Consider the following 19,329-nt stretch of genomic DNA (forward strand, 5'->3'; position numbering starts at 1 on the left):
CTTATTCTCCTTCTTTCAATCGGGTGACCGTGATCTGCCCGGCCAGCGCATCGACATCTTTTTTCCGGCAAAGGTCCGAGCGGGAGACCGTTGCACTGCCCGCTGCAACACCGTACGTGAAGGCGTCTTTCGCACTTTCGCCGGACTCAAGCGCAGAGATAAATCCGGACACGAGCGAATCGCCCGCACCGACGGTATTGACCACCTTGACTTCAGGTGCCTGCGCCTCGGCTTCCACTGATTCCGACACGTAGAGCGCGCCTTCCCCGCCCATTGAAACAATGACATGCCGGACACCCTGCCCAACGAGCAGCCGGGCGTACTTCAGCGCTTCTTCCTTTGTTCCGATCTCCACACCGAACAGTTCACCGAGCTCATGCTCGTTCGGCTTCATCAGTTCAGGCTGCATGCCGGCGAGTTCTTTCAGGACAGGGCCGGATGTATCGACCGCGAGGCGGACGCCGATGTCCCGGCAGATGCCCGCCAGTTCCGAGGCAAAATCTGCCCCTGCAGAATCGGGGATCCTGCCGGCGAGCACGAGCCAGTCTCCCCGCTCCATCCGCCTTGCCCGGTCGAGCAGCTGCAGGCGCTCCTTCTCCGTGATCTCCGGGCCGGGGCCGTTCAATTCGGTCTCCTGTTCCGACTTGATCTTCACATTGATGCGGGTGACGCTGTCCGTCCGGATCAGTTCCGTCCGGATACCTTCGTCCTGCAGGAACTGCTCCAGATAATCTCCCGTGAATCCGCCGGCAAGTCCGACGGCGGTGCTGTCGGTGCCAAGCCGCTTTAAAACGCGGGAGACATTGATTCCCTTGCCCCCCGGATAGTAGTACACTTCTTCCGAGCGGTTAAGTTTCCCCGTGCTGAAGCCGGGAAGATAAACGGTATAGTCCAGAGAAGGCGTCAGTGTATACGTATAGATCATTCCGTCACCACCTTGACAGTTGTTTCGTTCTCAACAGCTTCCATCATCGCCGCATCCAGGGAATCCGTGATCAGCCCGGCAGAAGCGAGCGGAAGGACTTTGGTGAAGCTGACCTTGCCCGCCTTGCTGTGATCCGCGACGACATAAGTGCGCCGCGACAGCGAAGCGGCCAGTTTCTTGACAGCGGCTTCCTCGGGGTCCGGTGTCGTGTAGCCGTATTCCGGATGGAACCCGTTCGCCCCGAGAAAGCACCGGTCAAAGCGGTATTCCGAAAGGGCACCTGTCGCCTGCGGACCGACAAGCGCGCCTGTTTTGCCCTTTACGTAGCCGCCGGTCAGATAGGTCGTGATTCCATGGTCGATCAGAGTATCCACATGGGTCAGGCCGTTCGTGACGACGACCGTCCCCTTCCCCGCAAGAAACGGAATCATCCGGAAAGTCGTCGTTCCCGCATCAAGGAAGATGAATTCCCCTTCCTCGACGAGGCCGGCGGCTACAGCCGCAATCTGCAGCTTTTCCTGCTCGTTTTTGACGGATTTGTCAGAAACGCTCAACTCCTGGATGTTCCGGTCACGGATTGTGGCACCGCCATGGATGCGCTCCAGGAGATTGATAGCCTCCAGCTCCGTCAGATCGCGGCGGATGGTCGATTCTGATGCACCTGTGCCTTCCACAAGCTCAGAGATTTTCACGGTCTGCTTTTGTCTCAGCAGATCCATGATCCATTCATGGCGTTCAGTCGTCAGCATGTTTGATCACCCGTCTGTCATTGATTAAGCCCATTTTACTTGAAATCGGTTCCAAAATCCATCATAATCGTTCACAAACATTCAAAAACAGTCATCCTGTTGACTGTCTTCATTTAGGAGGAATTACGCTCATGGTCGAAAAACAATATACAATCAGTGCATCAGAAGGTCTCCACGCACGTCCGACTTCCCTGCTCGTCGGTTCGCTGGCGCCTTTCTCTTCCGATATCTCCCTGATCTACAACGACAAGACGGTGAACATGAAGTCCATCCTTGGCGTCATGGCGCTTGGAGTCGCATCGGGAGCGACCATCACCGTCAGGGCCGAGGGCGAAGATGAAAATGAAGCCATCGCCAAAATCGATGAAGTCATGAAATCCGAAGGGCTGGCAAACTGAATGGAACAGCGGATCAAAGGTATCGCAGCCTCCGGAGGCATCGCGATTGCAAAAGCTTTCCGGCTGGAGCATCCCGACCTCCAGACCGAAAAAGCAACCGTTGCGGACACAGAAGCGGAAACTGCCCGCCTGGACCGGGCGATCGATGCTTCGCGGGAAGACCTCAAGGCCATCCGTGAACGTACCTCAGAACAGCTCAGTGAAAGCGAAGCGGACATTTTCAGTGCACACCTGCTCGTCCTTGACGACCCTGAACTCATCGGGCCGGTGAAGGAGAAGATCCGATCGGAGCAGGTAAATGCGGAGCATGCCCTCAAACAGACCGCTGACGGCTTTGTCGCGCTGTTCGAGTCGATGGACAATGAATACATGAAAGAACGTGCGGCCGACGTGCGTGATGTCACCAAGCGCATCCTCGCCCACCTGCTCGGAGTGACGCTCCAGAGCCCTTCGATGATCCGCGAACAGACGGTCATCATCGCCGAGGACCTGACACCGTCCGATACGGTGCAGCTGAATCCGGAATACGTCCGCGGTTTCGTCACGGACATCGGAGGACGCACATCCCACTCCGCCATCCTGGCAAGGACACTGGAAATCCCGGCAGTCGTCGGCAGCCGCTCCGCGATGGCTCAGATAAAAAACGGCGCGACGGTCATCGTCGACGGAACTTCCGGTGAAGTGATCGTCAGCCCGTCTGACGACACGCTCAAGTCCTATGAAGAAAAGCAGGCCGCGTTCGCTGAGGAACAAACACGGCTCACCAGGCTCGTGAATGAACCGACCCTATCAAAAGACGGCCACAGGGTAGAACTGGCCGGCAACATCGGCTCCCCTGCCGATGTCGCCAAAGTCCTTGAGAACGGCGGAGAAGGCATCGGCCTGTTCCGGACGGAATTCCTTTATATGGGCCGCGACCAGTTCCCTACGGAAGACGAGCAGTTCGAAGCATACAAGAGCGTCTTGGAACAGATGGAAGGCCGCCCGACCATCGTCCGGACACTCGACATCGGCGGCGACAAGGAATTGCCTTACCTGGATCTTCCGGATGAGGCGAACCCGTTCCTCGGCATCCGTGCCATCCGCCTTTGCCTGCAGGAAGAAGACATGTTCCGAGTGCAGCTCCGCGCATTGCTCCGGGCAAGTGTCCACGGACATCTGAAGATCATGTTTCCGATGATCGCGACACTGGATGAATTCCGCCGCGCCAAGACGGTCTTCCTGGATGAAAAGGAGAAGTTGGAACAAAGCGGCGTGCCCGTCAGCGACAAGATCGAACTCGGCATGATGGTCGAGATTCCGTCCGCCGCACTCATGGCCGACCAGTTCGCCAAAGAAGTCGACTTCTTCTCGATTGGTACGAACGACCTGATCCAGTACACGATGGCCGCCGACCGGATGAACGAACAGCTGTCGTACCTGTACCAGCCGTTCAGCCCGGCGGTTCTCCGGCTGATCAAGATGGTCATCGACGCCGCCCACCGGGAAGGCAAGCACGCCGGCATGTGCGGCGAAATGGCGGGTGACGAAGCCGCGATTCCGGTCCTGCTCGGCATGGGCCTCGACGAGTTCTCGATGAGCGCCTCCTCCATCCTGAAGGCCCGCGCGAAAATCGCAGGCCTTTCCAAGGCAAAGATGGAAGCGAAGATTGATCACATCCTGTCCCTCTCCTCCGGCGAGGAAGTCCGCTCGTATATTGAACAGTCCCTATAAGAAAAAGCGCATCGCCCGGGTGAGGGTGATGCGCTTTTCTTATAAAGGCTGCGATTTCGTCATTCAAGGCTTCATTCTCGTCATTTATGGTTCCAGTTTCGTCATTCGAAGCCGCAATTTCGTCATTCGCCCACCCGGAGCCGTCGAATGCTGAAATTAACGGCATGAATGACGAAATTAGACTGTCGAATGATGAAACTTAACCGCTGAATGACGAAACCGGCAACTGTCGCAACTGTAGACCGGACCGTCATTAACCTGCCTGCACCTGCAGGCCTGCCTTCTCTCTTTTGCCGTGCATCAAGAAATACAGCAACGCCGAAACGAGTACGACAGCCGCCAAGATCAGATAGAGTGTGCCGAAGCTCATGTACGGAATAAAGAACCCAATTAGGAATGGGCCGAATCCGAGCCCCGCATCCAACGCGATGAAAAACGTCGATGTCGCCAGCCCCATGCGGTGTGGCGGCGTGAGCTTGACTGCGACTGCCTGTGTACAGGACTGCATATTGCCAAATCCGAGGCCAATCAGCACGCCGGAAGCAAGCAGCATCAGTCCGTTCTGTGCAGTCCCGAGCAGAACGAGCCCGGACGCGAACAAGACAAACGCCGGATACATCACCGCATTCGCCCCCTTCACATCCATGAGGCGGCCGGTGAACGGACGCGACAGCAGTACCGCGACGGAGTACACGAGGAAGAAGAAGCTGGCCGCGCTCACGAGATTGATCTCGATTGCGTAGGTGCCGATGAACGACAGGACGCCGGAATAGCAGAATGCGACCACCAAGGTGACGAGCGCAATCGGAATGGCACCCGGCTCCACGATGCCGGAAAGGCTGAACCCTTTTTTCTCCTGTCCCTTCGGCACCGGCTTTGCTTCGGGTACGCGCAGGAACATCGCAACTGCCAGGCTGACGAAACCGACGGCAAGGCATAAGCCGAATATGGCCGTCATCCCGGTCTTACCGCTCAAATACAGGCCGATAAAGGGACCGATTGCCGTCGCAAGCGTAGCGCTCATGCTGAAATAACCGATGCCCTCCCCTTTCCGCGCTGCCGGGATGGTCTGTGCCACAATCGTCCCCGTCGCCGTACTTGCAATCCCCATCGCAGTTCCGTGGAGGAAGCGCGTCAGCATAAGAAACGGAATCCCCAGCTGGATGAAGTACAGGGCAGTCGTCAAAGCAAACAGGATAAGACCGATAAACAGTGTCTTTCTGCGCCCTATTGATTCAATACTGCGGCCGGTCAACAGCCTGCCGGTAAGTGCGCCCACGATAAACAGGCCGGTAACAAGTCCCGCCTCACTCGCCGAGGCGCCGTATTCATCAGTGGCATAAACCCCGATGATAACCACAAGCAAGTAAAAGACGAGTGTGATCAGAAAGTTGACGCCGGAGACGATGATAAAATCTTTTGTCCATAATTTCTGATCAGGCTTCATCTCCGGCTCCCCCTTTCCGCATTAGATTCTTCCTGATTTCAGGAAGAAGGCGGTGCAGAAGTTCCTGCTCCTCACGCGCCATCCCTTTCATGATCTCGCCTTCCAGCAGGGAGATCTTTTCCCGGCATTCCCGGTACACCGCCACTCCCCTCCCTGTCAGACGGATCACTTTGACTCGCCGGTCCTTTCCTGGAATCTGCTCAATCAGTTCCCGCTCTTCCAGGCGATGGACCCTTCTCGTGATCGACGGCTTTTCAACCCCGTAATAACTCGATATCTCAACAAGCGTAGACGGTCCTTCACGCTCGATGTAGAAAATGACCTGCCACAGCGAATAAGTAAGGCCGTACGGTTCCAGCAGCTGATTCAGCCTGGTGATCAGCGGCCGGTAAATGGCCAGATAATGACGGAAAATCCCCTCCATAGTTCGGCCCCCTTTTTAGTTACTCATATTAACTATTAACTATGGAAACTATAATGCAGAAGACCCTACATGTCAATTGCCTGACGTGTCGCAACGGCTAATGCTGATGCCCTTCAGAAACACTGGTGAGGTCATTCAGATGCTGAGCATTCGTCTCCCTCTGAACAGTCGTGACTTAACTTCACGCAAAAGGGAAAGATTCCTTTATAATGTTCCAGACGAGGAGTGATGACTTATAAACCTGCAACAAGATAAACTACATAATCCGACCGGAAAAAGCCGGATCGGACTGGCACTTGTCCTCGGACTCCTCGCCATACTGGGGCCACTCAATATCGATATGTATTTGCCGAGCTTTCCCGAGATTTCGCGGGAACTCGGAACCGGCGCCTCGCAGGTGCAGCTGAGTCTGACCGCCTGCCTGATCGGGCTTGCGCTCGGGCAGATCGTGGTCGGCCCGATCAGCGATGCCCAGGGCAGAAGAAAGCCGCTGATCATCGGCACTTCTCTCTTTGCCCTGGCATCCGTCTTCTGTGCGCTCGCCCCCAATATCACCGTGCTCATCATCGCACGGTTCCTGCAGGGGTTCACCGCTGCGGCGGGGGTTGTCCTATCCCGTGCCGTAGTGCGCGATGTCTTCAGCGGGCGGGAGATGACGAAGTTCTTCTCGCTCCTCATGGTCATCAATGCCGTTGCACCGGTCGTCGCTCCCATGCTCGGCGGAGCGATCCTGGCCATTCCTTCTGCAAGCTGGGAAACGATTTTCTACGCACTGGCTTTGATCGGAGTACTGATCGTCGTGATTGTGGGGACGAAGCTGAAGGAAACGCTGCCGCCGGAAAAGCGGATTCCAAGTTCCATCGGTTCTTCAGTGACCACAATGGGCAGTTTATTGAAGGACCGCTCCTTTATCGGCTATGCGCTCGTTGTCGGTTTTGTCCATGGCGGAAGTTTTGCCTACGTCTCGGGCACGCCTTTTGTTTACCAGCAGATTTACGGTGTGTCTCCTCAGGTATTCAGTATCCTGTTCGGGATCAACGGTGTGGCCATCATCACCGGGAGCTTCATCATCGGCCGGTTCGGCGGAATCATATCCGAGAAAAAGCTGCTGCAGGCAGCCGTCACCGTAGCTGCGGCCTCAACATTCATCCTGCTGATCATGACCATCATCAAAGGCCCGCTGGCGTCGCTGGTGATCCTGATCTTCATCTACATGACCACGATGGGCATGATCATCACCAGCACCTTCACCCTTGGGATGGCCAAACAGGGCGGCCGTGCCGGCAGCGCCAGCGCCGTACTCGGCATGCTCCCGAGCCTGCTCGGCGCGGCCTTTACCCCGCTGTCCGGCATCGCGGGCGCAACCGCCGTCCCGATGGGCGCAACCCTTTTCGGCACTTCCCTCATCGGACTGATCGCCTTTATGACGCTGATCAAGAAGGACAGCGAAGAAGAATACTAAATGCAGCAATCCCTCTCCAGATAACAAATGGAGAGGGATTATTATCTTCGTCGGTTTTTTAGTTAAATTACGCTATAACGTAATTTTTTGTGCGTTCCAATTAATAAATCTTTACATTCAAGCGTAAACTAAATTACACTTCAAAGTAAGAAAGGGGTGTTTGAAATGGATGACTTACGTTTGAATGTCGGTTTGTTGCGCAGAAAGGTCCCGAATCTGACAAGCGCGGCCCGTCAGGTCGGGCTACGTCCTGCGACCGTGTCGAACCTGTGCACAGGCAAGATACCCGTCGGGCGGGCTGAGGTCCGGACGCTTGCTGCGCTCGCTTCATTGGCCAATTGCACATTGGATGATCTGATTATCAGGGGGGAGAAGATCGAGATGATTGAGACGAAGATCAAGACTTTGGATTTGTTTGCACCATTGGCTAAAGGCGGTACGGTCGGTCTTGTTGCACGTCCGGGGATGGGTCAGCTCGTCGTATTGGCGGAACTGCTTTACCGGTTGAAGAATGACGGCTATCAGACCATCCTGCTCATGCCCGAAGGGGAACACCGCGGAGTGGACGACCTTGCGGAAAACGTGGATGTCATTACCCATTCGATCGGAGAAACCAACCGGAAAATCATTGAGCTGGGCGGCGGTCAGGAGATTATTTTTGTCGCTGACCGCTCCCATGTCATCACGGGCGGCATCCAGGAGCTGCAGGAGAATCTCCAGGAAAAAGGCATCCACTCCGTGACTACGTTCCTTGTCGACCTGACCGGTGACGCAGTGGATGAGAACCTGCCTTACGGGCCGCTTGAGACGCTATGGCAGTTCGATGCCGACCTGGTGGCCAGGCACCGCTATCCGGCCGTGAGTCCCCTGGGATCCGTGTCCTCTGTTCTCGAAGGCGCCCATCTCGATCAGGAACACTTCGCCGTCCAGCAGAAAGCCCTGAAACTCCTCCGCCGCTATCGGGAACTCAGATCTCTGGTAACAGTCGGCGGAATCGATCGGATTCCTGCATCCGAGCTGCAGACTTATCGTAGGGGCGAGCGTCTGGAGGCCTATCTGACCCAGCCATTTTACGCTGCTGAGGCCTTCACGAAAAAACCGGGTGCTTCCGTCAGCCTCCAGGAGACGCTGAATGATGTGAAAGAGATCATAAACGGCTCAGCAGATTCCAAAGAAGTTGCCGAGCTCGAGCTGATTGGCAGCCTGCAGCCTTAAGCCTCCCCCACACGGCCGTGCCCCTTTGCATGGCCGTTTTCGGATTCTCGGGAAAACCTGAGACCTCCTGCCCCCTTTAACCGAGCTTTCTGCTGTATACTGATGGAATACTGATGACCATTCTTTAGTTTATATAAACCATCCGCCGGGCGGCGTTTCCGCTGAAGGATGAATTCCAATCAGAAATGAGCAGGTGAATTATTTGATCGAAATCAAAACATCCACACTAAGTGACGGGGAATTTAACAGAGGGGTATTTGCCACGTGCGATATCAACGAAGGCACACTGATCCACCAAGCGCCGGTGATCGCCTACCCGAACGATCAGCATGAACACATCGAACAGACGCTCCTTGCTGACTATGCGTTTGAGTACGGGCTCAACCACACCGCCATCCTTCTCGGCTATGGTATGCTGTTCAACCACTCGTACCAGCCGAATGCGTCCTATGAGATCAGCTTCGAGAACCAGACATTCAACTTCTACGCCCACACTCCCATCAAAATGGGGGAAGAGATCCTCATCAACTACAACGGAGACGAGGATGATCAGGAGTTGCTGTGGTTTGACCGGGAAGAAGAATCCGAATCCTGACCCGTTTAAGCAAATCATTTATCAGCCTGTGTACCGGAATCCGGCACACAGGCTGATTTACGTTCAGGTTATCCGGCAGAATTCACCAAACCTCCACTCCCTCATCACAGTTTGGCCAGATTCCCGTGCTACACTTTGTGTAATGGAGGTTGAGGCGAATGAATCAGGCGATCACGGACAACCGGCTGATGATGCAAGCCGAACAGTTTATCAGAGAATGCTACGCGGAGCTCGGGATCCCGGAGGAAAGGCAGGAAGAACGGATCCGGGAAATCCGGTCGGAAGTGGAAGCGACGGGCACGTATGCCCACACGTCCATCGAACTCACGCACGGCGCCAGGATGGCGTGGCGCAACAGCAACCGCTGTATTGGCCGCCTGCTCTGGCACACCCTGCATGTTGTCGATGCCCGGCATGTACGGACCGCTGAAGATGCGTATGAACAGCTGCTGGACCATATTCGTTTTGCCACGAACGGCGGGAAGATCCGCTCCACGATCACCGTTTTCCCTCCGCGGAAACACGGTACCGATCCGCTCCGTGTCCTGAACCATCAGCTGATCCGCTACGCCGGATATGAGACAGATGGCCAGGCCACAGGCGACCCGGCGTCCCTGCAGTTCACCAGGCTGTGCGAGAATCTCGGCTGGCAGGGGGAAGGCACCCCGTTTGATGTTCTTCCACTCGTTATCCGGGAGGACGGGAAAGCACCGGAACTGTTCCGGATTCCGGATGATGCGGTCATGGAAGTGCCGATCACCCATCCGGACAACAAAGCATTCGGCGAGCTTGGCCTGAAATGGTATGCCGTCCCGATGATTTCGGATATGCTGCTGGAGATCGGCGGAATCGAGTATCCGATGGCGCCGTTCAACGGCTGGTACATGGGTACGGAGATCGGCGCTAGGAACTTCGCGGATGAGGACCGCTATGGCCTCCTGCCCGCCGTAGCGAAGGTGTTTGGCCTGGATACCTCCTCTAACCGGTCTCTCTGGGTCGACCGGGCCCTTGTCGAGCTGAACGTCGCCGTACTGCATTCCTATCAGTTGGCCGACGTCACGCTCGTCGACCACCACACAGCGGCCGAGCAGTTCCGGAAGTTCGAGGAAAATGAGCACAGACACGGTCGCCCCGTCACCGGAAACTGGACCTGGCTCATTCCGCCTCTGTCCCCTGCCTCAACGCACATTTTCCATAAGCCGTACAATAATGAAAAGCTGTCTCCAAATTACGTTTACCAGGCTCCGCCTGAAATCTGAAAGGGACCCATCCGCGGATGGGTCCCTTTCCAATTACAGTTTCACAAGTGTCCGGCCTCGCACCTTCCCCTGCAGGATGGCCCCGAGCACTTCCGGCAGCTGCTCCAGGGACACTTCATTGACCAGGTCGCCGTCCAGCACCGTCGGCTTATAATCAGTGCTCAGCCGCTCCCACGCCTCGAGGCGACGTTCCATCGGGCATTGCACGGAGTCGATCCCTAGCCAGTTGATATTTCTCGAGATAAACGGCAGGACTGTCGTCTGGACTTCGATACCGCCTGTCAGGCCAGAAGTCGCGACCGAACCGCCATACTTCAGCGTACTGAGGATGTACTGGAGCGTCTTCCCGCCGACGGGGTCGACCGCTCCTGCCCACTGTTCTTCCCTGACCGGTGTCCCGTCTTCATCAGCCACGTCATTGCGGCGGATGACCCGGCTTGCCCCGAGTTCTTTCAGATACGCTTCCTCGTCATGTTTGCCCGTGCTGGCCGTCACCTCATAGCCCCGATTGGCCAGAATGTTCACGGCGACGCTGCCGACGCCGCCCGTGGCACCGGCGACCAGGACCGGGCCTTTGTCAGGCGCGAGCCCGTTCTCTTCCAGCCGAAGGACGGACAAGGCCGCAGTAAAGCCGGCCGTACCGAGAACCATGGACTCCCGCATCGTCAGTCCTTCCGGAAGCGGCACGACCCAATCCGCCGGTACGCGCGCCACTTCGCTGAATCCGCCAAAATGCCCGGTCCCGAGCGCGTAGCTGGTCACGATGACCTCATCTCCAGCCTTATAGCGTCCGTCCGCCGACTCCATCACCGTCCCCGCCAGATCGATTCCGGGCACCATCGGATAGGATCCGACCATTCTCTTCTTCAGGGCAACCAGGCCATCCTTGAAGTTCACACTCGAGTAGGCTACCCGGATTGTAACCTCCCCTTCCGGCAGATCTTCCATGGTCAGCTGCGTGATCTCCGGCTGAGACTGCTCGTCCTTCACTACCATCGCTTTGAATGTACTCATGTCCCCATCCGTCCTTTCTTTCCGGCTATGAGCCTGTATTCACTAGAAGCATAGCCATAAGATCCTGCTCATGCAAATACCCGGTCTTACCGGAAATCCATGAAGACGATCGAAAATCCGCGGTACAGTATTCCAAATACCGAAGAATTACATTTCATAGTTGTTAAGACCACGTGGAGCAAAAAAATGTTCATATGATGAAGTGACTGAAGTTGCTGCAATTTTGGTCCCCCGACAAGATTTTAGAAAGGAGGACTTTAGATGAGTACGTTCCCTGGTTCCGACGGCTCTAAAAATTCTGGTCAGGCAGGCAGATGCCGCAAGGACTGCAAGTGCAATAGCGGATGCACTTGTAATTCCGGATGCAAGTGCAAATGCAGGTGTGGGTGCAAGTGTAAATGCAGCTGTAGCTGCTCGTGCAAGTGCGAGTGCAAGTGCAAATGCAGCTGCTCGTGCGGATGCAACAGCGGATGCAAGTGCAACGCCGATTACGAGTCCTGATTTGTGACAATGACTTCAGATCTTGTTTACACGGACTGCATATGGATTGGGGCTCATTGATCTAAATAAAGCTGCATCGAACAGATATTCTTTCGATGCAGCTATTTTTATTGGGATACCGGTCCATATGGAGTGTTTCCAAAAAGCAAAAAGGAGCCAGCCGGACGGCGAAAGCCCCTTTTCCATCTTTTCTTCACGATTCAATTTCGAGCCTTCTCCTGCCGGCTATTTGATCAGCGTTTCGATATGCTCAGCAATCTGCTCCACGTTGACTGCTGCCTGCCCCGTATTCATATCATGAACGGCCCGGATCTGATTCTCATCATCCAAGACATACATGGTCGTCCCATGAACAATCTGGCCGTCCCGGTCTTTCTGGAAAACCATTTTAAACTGGTTCGTGACCTCTTCCGTCTGCTCAACAGTTCCCCGGAGGAACAGCCAATTCCCCGATGTAATGTCAAACTGGTTCTTGTATTGTTTGATCCTGTCCACTGTATCCACTTCGGGGTCCAAGGTGATGAGAATGACATGATAGTCATTTTCCGGAACGTCTTTACCCTCCAATGTTTCCTGAAGGCTCAGCAAGTCAATCACTGTCATTGGGCAAACGTCCGGACACTGGGTGTAATAAAACGCCACGAGTTTGGGTTTGCCGGAGGAAAAGGCATCCGTATCACCCGTTATCGAAGGCAATTGCGGATCATCGATGGCAGCCAATTTGGGAAGCTCCACAGTCCGGGGCCAAAAAAGGCAGATCGCTGCAAATCCGAGAAGAACGATCATGGCAATGAATGAAATTCTTTTCAAATGGTTCACCCTCAAGCTTTTATGGAATTTAAAACGAGGCCCACGACAACTGTGAGCAACAAAGTGGCGAATCCGCACAGCTGATACATATTCAGCAGAAGCTGGGTGTGGTCGGAGATCGGAATGCTGCAGATTTGCGGGTTTTTCAGCACTTCGCCGATCATGATGCCCATCGAGATGCCGACCAGCCCATTGTATAGACCGGCCAGGAGCAAGTGGTAGTTGAACAGACCTCCAAAAAGAGTCCCGACTGCTGCTCCAAGCAGTAGATTAACAAGAAAAACCAGGGAGAGGCCCGCGGACAACAACACGGTCACATGCATGCCCAGTATGAGTGTGACTCCCAATGTCGCTGTGCTTGCGATGGTGGCTGCATGTCTGCCATCAAACAGATGCTTCCTTCTGCGCAATCGAAAATAACAGAAACAAGCAGCCGCCACATTCCAGATCAGAAGTCCAACAATGCCGAGCATGTTCTCACCCTCCCGATCTCTTGACCGCAGCGAACAGGACAGCGAGGATCAGGAAAACAAACAATTCAAGAATGACCGTAAAATGATAGGGGTCTGTTACAATGGCTCCCAGCATGGGCGCCATCATCCCCATCATCATGCCGTTGATCAGCCCGGTCAGCATCGACTGGCAGTCGAAGAGCGCCCCGAACAATGCGCCGGCACCCATCCCTCCCAAGGCAGACACCATCGTGATAGCCGTGAAGTGGAAGGGATATTGCATGATCAGAAAAACCCCGCCGACAGGGCAACCAGGCCGCCCAAAGCCATGGCAATATTCATGGCCAGCGGAAAAGCGATCAATTTCCGGTGATGGTGCACATAGCCATACAGCAGTGCAAACAGCACCAGATTTGTATATAGAATCAAAACAAATGAAAGCCCGTGCATCCAACCACCTCCCGACAGGATATGCGGGCTTAGCGGTTGTCGGGCCGGCCTCTGTCCGGTTCAAGTCCGGGAGTTCTGGAAATGATTTATGCAAGGTTCAAAGCGTTAATTGCCAAAACGCAAAACAACCCTCTCTGCAGTTTAGAGAGGGCGGTTCCGGAGAAGGTTTACTTCTGGTTGAACAAGTAAAGCGACACAAACAGCAGCACAATCGCGATCAGCTTTTTGGCATCGATCGGGAAGCGTTCTCCTCCGAACAGCCCGAAATGGTCGATCACCGCGCCCATGATCATCTGTCCGGCAATAATTCCGGCCAGAGCCGCCGCCACACCAATTTTCGGCACGGAAAAGACCAGAATGAGCACGTAAACCGCACCCATGAGCCCTCCAAGCAACTGCCATTTCGGAACCGATGCCACGGCCAGCAAGTTGCCGTTCCCAAAAAAGATAACGGCAAAGAACAGCGCGAGCGTGCCGATCAGAAACGAAATGAAAGACCCTTCGATCACTCCGACGTTTCTGCCCAGGTTCCCATTGACCTGGCTCTGTATGGCGACGGCGATGCCGCCGATCAATGCGAGTAATGGAAAAAGCAACTTCATTCAACATACTCCCCTTGCGATCAAGTCGTCTCTAAGTCTTTTGAATAGTGTATCAGAACAGCCAGAAAAAAAGCCTCTCCCTGTCATGTAAGGAGAGGGGCTGGATGCTTTGGCTTCTGCATCAATAAGCAATTCCCACGCGCTTTTTAATGTACTCGCCGCTTTCAATCTGGCCATATGCGAATTCCGCCGTATCCGGCACTGAAATTTTGCTGCCGCCTTCCGGCAGGAAATCTGTTTCTGTCCGGTAGTTGCCCAATCGTTCGCCGTCCGGCAAATACGTCGGACAGACGATGGTCCAGTCGAGATTGGATTCTCTGAGCAAATTGTAGACTTTCTCATGTTCTTCGGCAGCACGGGTAGTTTTGCGCTTGGATTCGCTTGATTGGTAGCGCAATACATCCGGGGTAACCCGGCTCTGCAGGATTCCGGCAGTCCCGATTGTAATGATCCGCCGGATGCCTTCTGTTTCCATGGCCTTGATGATCAGCGGCATGCTTTCCGAGAGCGTGGTGCCTCCGTCCGTATTGAGGGCACTGACCACAACGTCGGCTCCATGCATGGCGCGTTTAATCGCATCTTGGTTTAATGCATCACCCTGGATGACCGTCAGATGTTCGTCTTCTATCTGAAGCTTCTCCGGATTGCGAACAAGAACGCTGACCCGATGTCCGTCCTCAAGCGCCTGCCTGACGATGCAGCTGCCGACACGTCCGGTCCCGCCCATTATTAAGATGTTCAAGTATGAACCTCCTCCAGCGTCTCTTATCATCATAAGCATAACAAAAAAGCCCCCAACCATAACGGTTGAGAGCTTTTGTGATGTTGAAAATTAGCGCTTCGAGAACTGAGGTGCACGACGCGCGCCTTTGAGACCGTACTTCTTACGTTCCTTCATACGTGGGTCACGTGTGAGGAGACCTGCGGATTTGAGCGCAGGACGGAAGTCAGGGTCTACCTGAAGCAGGGCACGGGCAACGCCGTGGCGGATTGCGCCGGCTTGGCCAGTGTAGCCGCCGCCGTTGACGTTAACGAGAACGTCGTAGCTGCCGAGAGTTTCAGTCGCTACAAGCGGTTGCTTGATGACTTCACGGAGTGTTTCGAATGGGATGTAATCTTCTGCGTCACGGCCGTTGATTACGACTTTACCTTCGCCGGGTACGAGGCGTACGCGGGCAACGGAAGTCTTGCGGCGGCCAGTGCCGATGTATTGAACTTGTGCCAAAGTGGTTCCTCCTCTTAATTACCCGCGAAGTTCGTAAACTTCCGGTTGTTGTGCTGCGTGTGGATGCTCAGCGCCTGCATAGACATGCAGTTTGCGGTACATCTGACGGCCGAGCGGTCCTTTTGGAAGCATGCCCTTGATGGACGTTTCGAGAAGCTTTGTAGGGTACTTCTCGCGCATTTCGCCTGCTGTACGCTGACGGATGCCGCCCGGGTGGCCTGTGTGACGGTAGTAGATCTTGTCCTGGAGCTTGTTTCCAGTCATTTCGATCTTTTCTGCATTAATAATGATGACGTGGTCGCCTGTGTCCACGTTCGGAGTGTACGTTGGTTTATGCTTGCCGCGCAGGATTGCTGCGACTTCGGACGATAGACGGCCGAGCGTCTTGCCCTCTGCGTCGACAACGAGCCACTTGCGCTCGACTTCTTGGGCTTTCGCCATGTACGTTGTACGCATTTGTTAGTCCTCCTAAATTTCACTCAATCAAAGTTCCGAGTTCCGATTCTCTATCCCTAACACAAAGAAACCTTACCGGGGCATTCTTAGTGGGGTTATCGAATTACCGCTTATCATCATACCGTGAATTGGCAATGAAGTCAACCGTTTTTGTGTGTACGCCAGGAAAAGTTGTTTCATCCCCCGTAGTGCACGTTTTCGAGGTACAAACCCTGTGCCTGCGCGGTTTTCCCCGCTTGGGACCGGTCCTTCGCGGCGAGGATACCCGGGATGTCTTCCGGATCCAGTTCGCCCTTGCCGCACATCCAGAGGGTGCCGGCGATGATCCGGACCATGTTGTACAGGAAGCCGCTCCCGCTGATGACCATATGGAGCTCCTCGCCTTGCCGCTCGAACCGGATCGATTCAATGGTGCGGACCTTGTCCTCCACATCCGTCTTAGCCGAGCAGAAGCTCGTGAAGTCGTGCGTGCCGATCAGATGGCGTGCGCCCGCTTCCATCCTGGCCACATCCGGTGTCACCCCGAGTGACGGCGTCGTGAAATACCGACGGAACGGACTGATGACATCGGACAGGTGCCAAATGTACCGATAGGTCTTGCCCGTTGCCGAAAAACGCGCGTGGAAACCGTCGGGTACTGTCTCCGCGGAAAGAATGCGGATCGCCCCGGGCAGCCGGGTATTGAGCGCCATCGCCCAGCGGTTATCCGGTATGCCGAGAGGTGTATCAAAGTGGACGACCTGCCCGCTTGCATGCACGCCGGCATCGGTGCGGCCGGACGCATGCACACGGACCGCCGTCCCCTTATGGATCACGGAGAGTGCCTGCTCCAGCTCGCCCTGCACCGTGCGCCCCTTCGGCTGGATCTGATAGCCCTCGAAGCCGCTCCCGTCATAGGCGATGATCAGTTTGATGCGTGGCATGGAAATCTCTCCTTTTGGGTGTTGGGGCCAGTTCCTGGCGTGTAAGTCCGAAACGGAACGGCTAAGTCCGATTTTGCAGCTGTAAGTCCGATATTGGTGCGCTAAGTCCGATTACGAAGCGGTAAGTCCGATATCGGCCAACTAAGTCCGAGCCCGGTCCGAAAAGTCCGCAATCCCGCAGCCCTATCCCCTCAGGAACCAGAGGGCCACAATGACCGCTAGCAAGATCAGCAATGCCGTCGTATCCCGCCAGTCCCACTTTAGCTGGCGGTAGCGGGTCCTTCCTTCTCCCCCGCGGTAACCGCGGACTTCCATCGCGACGGCCAGGTCCTCGGCGCGCTTGAAGGCGCTGACGAAAAGCGGGACGAGGAGCGGGACAACCGCCTGGATGCGTTCTTTCATCGTGCCCGACGAGATGTCGGAGCCCCGTGCCAGCTGGGCCTTCAGGATTTTGTCAGTCTCGTCCATCAGTGTCGGAATAAAACGGAGCGAGATCGACATCATAAGCGCAAGCTCGTGGACCGGGAATTTCACTTTCTTCAGCGGGTTCAGAAGCACCTCAAGCCCGTCCGTGATCGAGATCGGTGATGTCGTGAGCGTGAGCAGCGACGTCATGAGCACGAGCACGAGGAAACGGACCGAGATGTAAATCCCCTGCCGCAACCCTTCTTCATAGATCTTCAGGAAGCCGAGCTCGAACAGCAGGTCGCCTTCCTTCGTGAAGAAGATATGGAGGAGGAACGTGAAGGCGATTAGGAACATGACCGGCTTCAGCCCACCGATGAGGAAACCGATGCGCACCTTGGATGCGAAGATCGACATTAATGTAAAAGCCAGCAGGAGCGCGTAGCTCACGGTGCTGTTCGCAAGGAACACCGCCGCGATGAAGATGAAGACAAAGATCAGCTTCGAACGCGGGTCGAGCCGGTGGACGAACGAATCACCCGGGATGTAGCGGCCGAACACCATTTTCTCCATCATGATGCGCCGCCCCCCTTCCCGAGGTCCGCCGCAAGATAGGCCGCTAGCTGCTCTTCCGTGAGTGCCGGAGGGCCAGGGGGCAGTCCCGCGCCTTCCTCGTACAGCCGCTGGAAGCTGACCGTGCGCGGGACGCCGAGGCGCCATTCCCCGAGGCGCTCCGCATCTGCGAACACTTCCCCGGGCGGCCCCTGCAGGACGTCCGTGCCGTCATGCATGACGATCATGTGGTCCGCATAGCGCGCGGCGTCCTCCATGCTGTGGGTGACGAGGATCGTCGTCAGATTCTGCTGTCCATGGAGCTCATAGAACAAGTCCATGATCTCCTTGCGGCCAGCGGGATCCAGCCCGGCGGTCGGCTCGTCCAGGACGAGCACATCAGGTTCCATGGCCAGTACCCCGGCAATCGCCACTCGCCGCATCTGGCCGCCCGACAGATCGAACGGAGACTTTTCCGCCGTTCCCTCGGGAAGACCGACGCGCTCCAGCCATCTGAGCGCGCGTACCTTTGCCTCTTCTTCCTCAACACCGAAGTTCAGCGGGCCGAACATGACATCCTTCAGCACATTCTCCTCGAACAGCTGATGCTCGGGAAACTGGAAGACGATGCCGACTTTGCGTCGGATCGGCTTCAGCTGCTTGCCTTTCGTATCCTTGGTGACTTGGGTCTCTCCGATTCGGACAACTCCGGACGTAGGCTTGAGAAGGCCGTTCAGATGCTGAAGAAGCGTCGACTTGCCGGAGCCCGTATGGCCGATGATGGCCGTATACGACCCCGAAGGGATACGGACGTTCACATCGTGGAGCGCCTGCTTCTGGAACGGCGTGCCCGCCGCGTATGTGTAGCCTACCTGTTCGAGCGCAATGTCCATAACTGCTCCACCAACTTCCGTTCCGTCATCGTTCCGGGTTCTGTTCCGATGCCCTGCTCCCCGAGAAGTGCGGACAGCCTCATGGCGAACGGCAGATCGAGCCCGAGCGCAGTCAGCGACTCTCCTTTGAGAAAGACTTCCTGCGGCGTTCCTTCCGCGAACTTGCGGCCGCCGTTCATGACCACCACCCGGTCAGCCAATAGCGCTTCCTCGAGGTCATGGGTGATCGAAATAACGGACAGTCCCGTCTTTTCCCTCAACTCCAGGATGACCCGGATCACTTCTTCCCGTCCCTGGGGATCGAGCATCGAAGTCGCTTCGTCCAGAATCAGCAGCCTCGGCCTGAGGGCCAGTGCACCCGCAATGGCCACGCGCTGCTTCTGGCCGCCCGACAGGTGCTGCGGCTCGTGGTCAAGGAACGTATCCATCTTGACCTGCCTGAGCGCATCGCGCACGCGGAGTGTCATCTCCTCGAATGGGATGCCGTTGTTTTCCAGGGCGAAAGCGACATCATCCTGCACGGTCGCTCCGACAAACTGGTTGTCCGGGTTCTGGAACACCATGCCCATCTGCGAACGCTTTTCCCAAAGGTTGTCCTCTGTGAGCGTGTCGCCGAACAGGCCCACAGTCCCCTCCTGAGGGAAAAGGAGTCCGATCATGAGCCGCGCAAGCGTCGATTTGCCGGAACCGTTATGCCCGACGACGGCAATCCACTCGCCCGCCTGCATATCGAACGAAACGCCGTCGACCGCATGGCGGCCGTCCGCATCGTCCGGTGTATAGGTAAAACGGACGTCCTGAAGGGACAGGATCCGTTCCATAGTCATTCCTCCTCTGCTTCACTCAACTCTGCTGTCTA

General features: G+C 55.7%; 24 protein-coding genes. 6 read left to right on the forward strand and 18 right to left on the reverse strand.

All coding sequences use genetic code 11. From position 1 onward, the window contains the following. Position 1: 1 nt before the first annotated feature. Entirely contained in the window at positions 2 to 925 is a 924-nt protein-coding gene (pfkB, locus tag BMX91_RS09480) for a 1-phosphofructokinase (protein WP_092052901.1), read from the reverse strand. Further along, positions 922 to 1,674 carry a DeoR/GlpR family DNA-binding transcription regulator gene (locus BMX91_RS09485; RefSeq protein WP_092052904.1) on the reverse strand — a complete coding sequence of 251 codons (753 nt, stop codon included), beginning with the start codon at positions 1,672 to 1,674 and terminating at the stop codon, positions 922 to 924. Before BMX91_RS09485 ends, pfkB begins: the two co-directional genes overlap by 4 nt. A gap of 131 nt (positions 1,675 to 1,805) precedes the next feature. Between BMX91_RS09485 and BMX91_RS09490 the strand changes: the two genes are divergently transcribed. Further along, positions 1,806 to 2,072 carry a phosphocarrier protein HPr gene (locus BMX91_RS09490; protein ID WP_092052907.1) on the forward strand — a complete coding sequence of 89 codons (267 nt, stop codon included), beginning with the start codon at positions 1,806 to 1,808 and terminating at the stop codon, positions 2,070 to 2,072. Continuing rightward, positions 2,073 to 3,785, forward strand: coding sequence for a phosphoenolpyruvate--protein phosphotransferase (gene ptsP, locus BMX91_RS09495; protein ID WP_092052910.1), 1,713 nt, complete (start codon positions 2,073 to 2,075; stop codon positions 3,783 to 3,785). It abuts the gene before it with no gap. Between the two features lie 253 nt (positions 3,786 to 4,038). On the opposite strand, the gene BMX91_RS09500 is transcribed toward ptsP, so the two are convergent. Together BMX91_RS09500 and BMX91_RS09505 are read right to left on the reverse strand one after the other, a co-directional pair. Next, a complete protein-coding gene (locus BMX91_RS09500; RefSeq protein WP_092052913.1) occupies positions 4,039 to 5,232 on the reverse strand; it encodes an MFS transporter in 1,194 nt (397 codons plus the stop codon). Beyond that, complete coding sequence (locus tag BMX91_RS09505; RefSeq protein ID WP_092052917.1) at positions 5,222 to 5,656, reverse strand: MarR family winged helix-turn-helix transcriptional regulator; 435 nt, start codon at positions 5,654 to 5,656, stop codon at positions 5,222 to 5,224. The genes BMX91_RS09500 and BMX91_RS09505 overlap by 11 nt, the downstream gene beginning before the upstream one ends. 241 nt (positions 5,657 to 5,897) lie before the next feature. Between BMX91_RS09505 and BMX91_RS09510 the strand changes: the two genes are divergently transcribed. From BMX91_RS09510 to BMX91_RS09525, 4 genes are all read left to right on the forward strand, one after another. Then, positions 5,898 to 7,118: a Bcr/CflA family efflux MFS transporter gene (locus BMX91_RS09510; protein ID WP_092052921.1), complete on the forward strand. Its 1,221-nt coding sequence runs from the start codon at positions 5,898 to 5,900 to the stop codon at positions 7,116 to 7,118. 165 nt (positions 7,119 to 7,283) lie between these two features. Further along, entirely contained in the window at positions 7,284 to 8,333 is a 1,050-nt protein-coding gene (locus BMX91_RS09515) for an ATP synthase beta subunit C-terminal domain-containing protein (protein WP_092052926.1), read from the forward strand. A 202-nt stretch (positions 8,334 to 8,535) separates the two neighbouring features. Further along, positions 8,536 to 8,928, forward strand: a complete 393-nt coding sequence (locus tag BMX91_RS09520) for an SET domain-containing protein (protein WP_143059369.1) — start codon at positions 8,536 to 8,538, stop codon at positions 8,926 to 8,928. A gap of 158 nt (positions 8,929 to 9,086) precedes the next feature. Then, complete coding sequence (locus BMX91_RS09525; protein WP_092052934.1) at positions 9,087 to 10,187, forward strand: nitric oxide synthase oxygenase; 1,101 nt, start codon at positions 9,087 to 9,089, stop codon at positions 10,185 to 10,187. Positions 10,188 to 10,220: 33 nt separating this feature from the next. Here BMX91_RS09525 and BMX91_RS09530 read toward each other — a convergent pair whose 3' ends face one another. The 14 genes from BMX91_RS09530 to BMX91_RS09595 all read right to left on the reverse strand — a co-directional run bounded on the left by BMX91_RS09530 (position 10,221) and on the right by BMX91_RS09595 (position 19,291). Beyond that, positions 10,221 to 11,201: an acrylyl-CoA reductase family protein gene (locus tag BMX91_RS09530; RefSeq protein WP_092052937.1), complete on the reverse strand. Its 981-nt coding sequence runs from the start codon at positions 11,199 to 11,201 to the stop codon at positions 10,221 to 10,223. A gap of 516 nt (positions 11,202 to 11,717) precedes the next feature. Next, entirely contained in the window at positions 11,718 to 11,906 is a 189-nt protein-coding gene (locus tag BMX91_RS09540; protein ID WP_092052945.1) for a hypothetical protein, read from the reverse strand. A 21-nt stretch (positions 11,907 to 11,927) separates the two neighbouring features. After that, a complete protein-coding gene (locus BMX91_RS09545) occupies positions 11,928 to 12,512 on the reverse strand; it encodes an SCO family protein (RefSeq protein WP_092052949.1) in 585 nt (194 codons plus the stop codon). Between the two features lie 11 nt (positions 12,513 to 12,523). Next, entirely contained in the window at positions 12,524 to 12,985 is a 462-nt protein-coding gene (locus tag BMX91_RS09550; RefSeq protein ID WP_092052953.1) for a hypothetical protein, read from the reverse strand. A 4-nt stretch (positions 12,986 to 12,989) separates the two neighbouring features. Continuing rightward, the gene (locus tag BMX91_RS09555; RefSeq protein ID WP_143059370.1) at positions 12,990 to 13,247 is read right to left on the reverse strand and encodes a hypothetical protein; all 258 of its coding nucleotides are present in this window, start codon (positions 13,245 to 13,247) and stop codon (positions 12,990 to 12,992) included. Between the two features lie 2 nt (positions 13,248 to 13,249). Next, on the reverse strand, positions 13,250 to 13,414 hold the full coding sequence (locus BMX91_RS15755) for a hypothetical protein (RefSeq protein WP_177168341.1): 165 nt from the start codon (positions 13,412 to 13,414) through the stop codon (positions 13,250 to 13,252). A 167-nt stretch (positions 13,415 to 13,581) separates the two neighbouring features. Further along, a complete protein-coding gene (locus BMX91_RS09560; RefSeq protein ID WP_092052962.1) occupies positions 13,582 to 14,016 on the reverse strand; it encodes a DMT family transporter in 435 nt (144 codons plus the stop codon). Between the two features lie 121 nt (positions 14,017 to 14,137). After that, positions 14,138 to 14,758, reverse strand: a complete 621-nt coding sequence (locus BMX91_RS09565; RefSeq protein ID WP_092052966.1) for an NAD(P)-dependent oxidoreductase — start codon at positions 14,756 to 14,758, stop codon at positions 14,138 to 14,140. A 90-nt stretch (positions 14,759 to 14,848) separates the two neighbouring features. Then, positions 14,849 to 15,241, reverse strand: a complete 393-nt coding sequence (rpsI, locus tag BMX91_RS09570) for a 30S ribosomal protein S9 (protein WP_008298840.1) — start codon at positions 15,239 to 15,241, stop codon at positions 14,849 to 14,851. Between the two features lie 18 nt (positions 15,242 to 15,259). Further along, on the reverse strand, positions 15,260 to 15,697 hold the full coding sequence (rplM, locus tag BMX91_RS09575; protein ID WP_063182467.1) for a 50S ribosomal protein L13: 438 nt from the start codon (positions 15,695 to 15,697) through the stop codon (positions 15,260 to 15,262). Positions 15,698 to 15,873: 176 nt separating this feature from the next. Further along, complete coding sequence (gene truA / locus BMX91_RS09580; RefSeq protein WP_092052970.1) at positions 15,874 to 16,620, reverse strand: tRNA pseudouridine(38-40) synthase TruA; 747 nt, start codon at positions 16,618 to 16,620, stop codon at positions 15,874 to 15,876. A 183-nt stretch (positions 16,621 to 16,803) separates the two neighbouring features. Continuing rightward, on the reverse strand, positions 16,804 to 17,601 hold the full coding sequence (locus tag BMX91_RS09585; RefSeq protein ID WP_092052974.1) for an energy-coupling factor transporter transmembrane component T family protein: 798 nt from the start codon (positions 17,599 to 17,601) through the stop codon (positions 16,804 to 16,806). Then, entirely contained in the window at positions 17,598 to 18,470 is an 873-nt protein-coding gene (locus BMX91_RS09590; protein WP_092052978.1) for an energy-coupling factor ABC transporter ATP-binding protein, read from the reverse strand. The genes BMX91_RS09585 and BMX91_RS09590 overlap by 4 nt, the downstream gene beginning before the upstream one ends. Continuing rightward, a complete protein-coding gene (locus BMX91_RS09595) occupies positions 18,446 to 19,291 on the reverse strand; it encodes an energy-coupling factor ABC transporter ATP-binding protein (protein WP_092052982.1) in 846 nt (281 codons plus the stop codon). The genes BMX91_RS09590 and BMX91_RS09595 overlap by 25 nt, the downstream gene beginning before the upstream one ends. Positions 19,292 to 19,329 lie beyond the last annotated feature (38 nt).

The organism is Bhargavaea ginsengi (assembly GCF_900109165.1).
GTDB classification, from domain to species: Bacteria; Bacillota; Bacilli; order Bacillales_A; family Planococcaceae; genus Bhargavaea; species Bhargavaea ginsengi.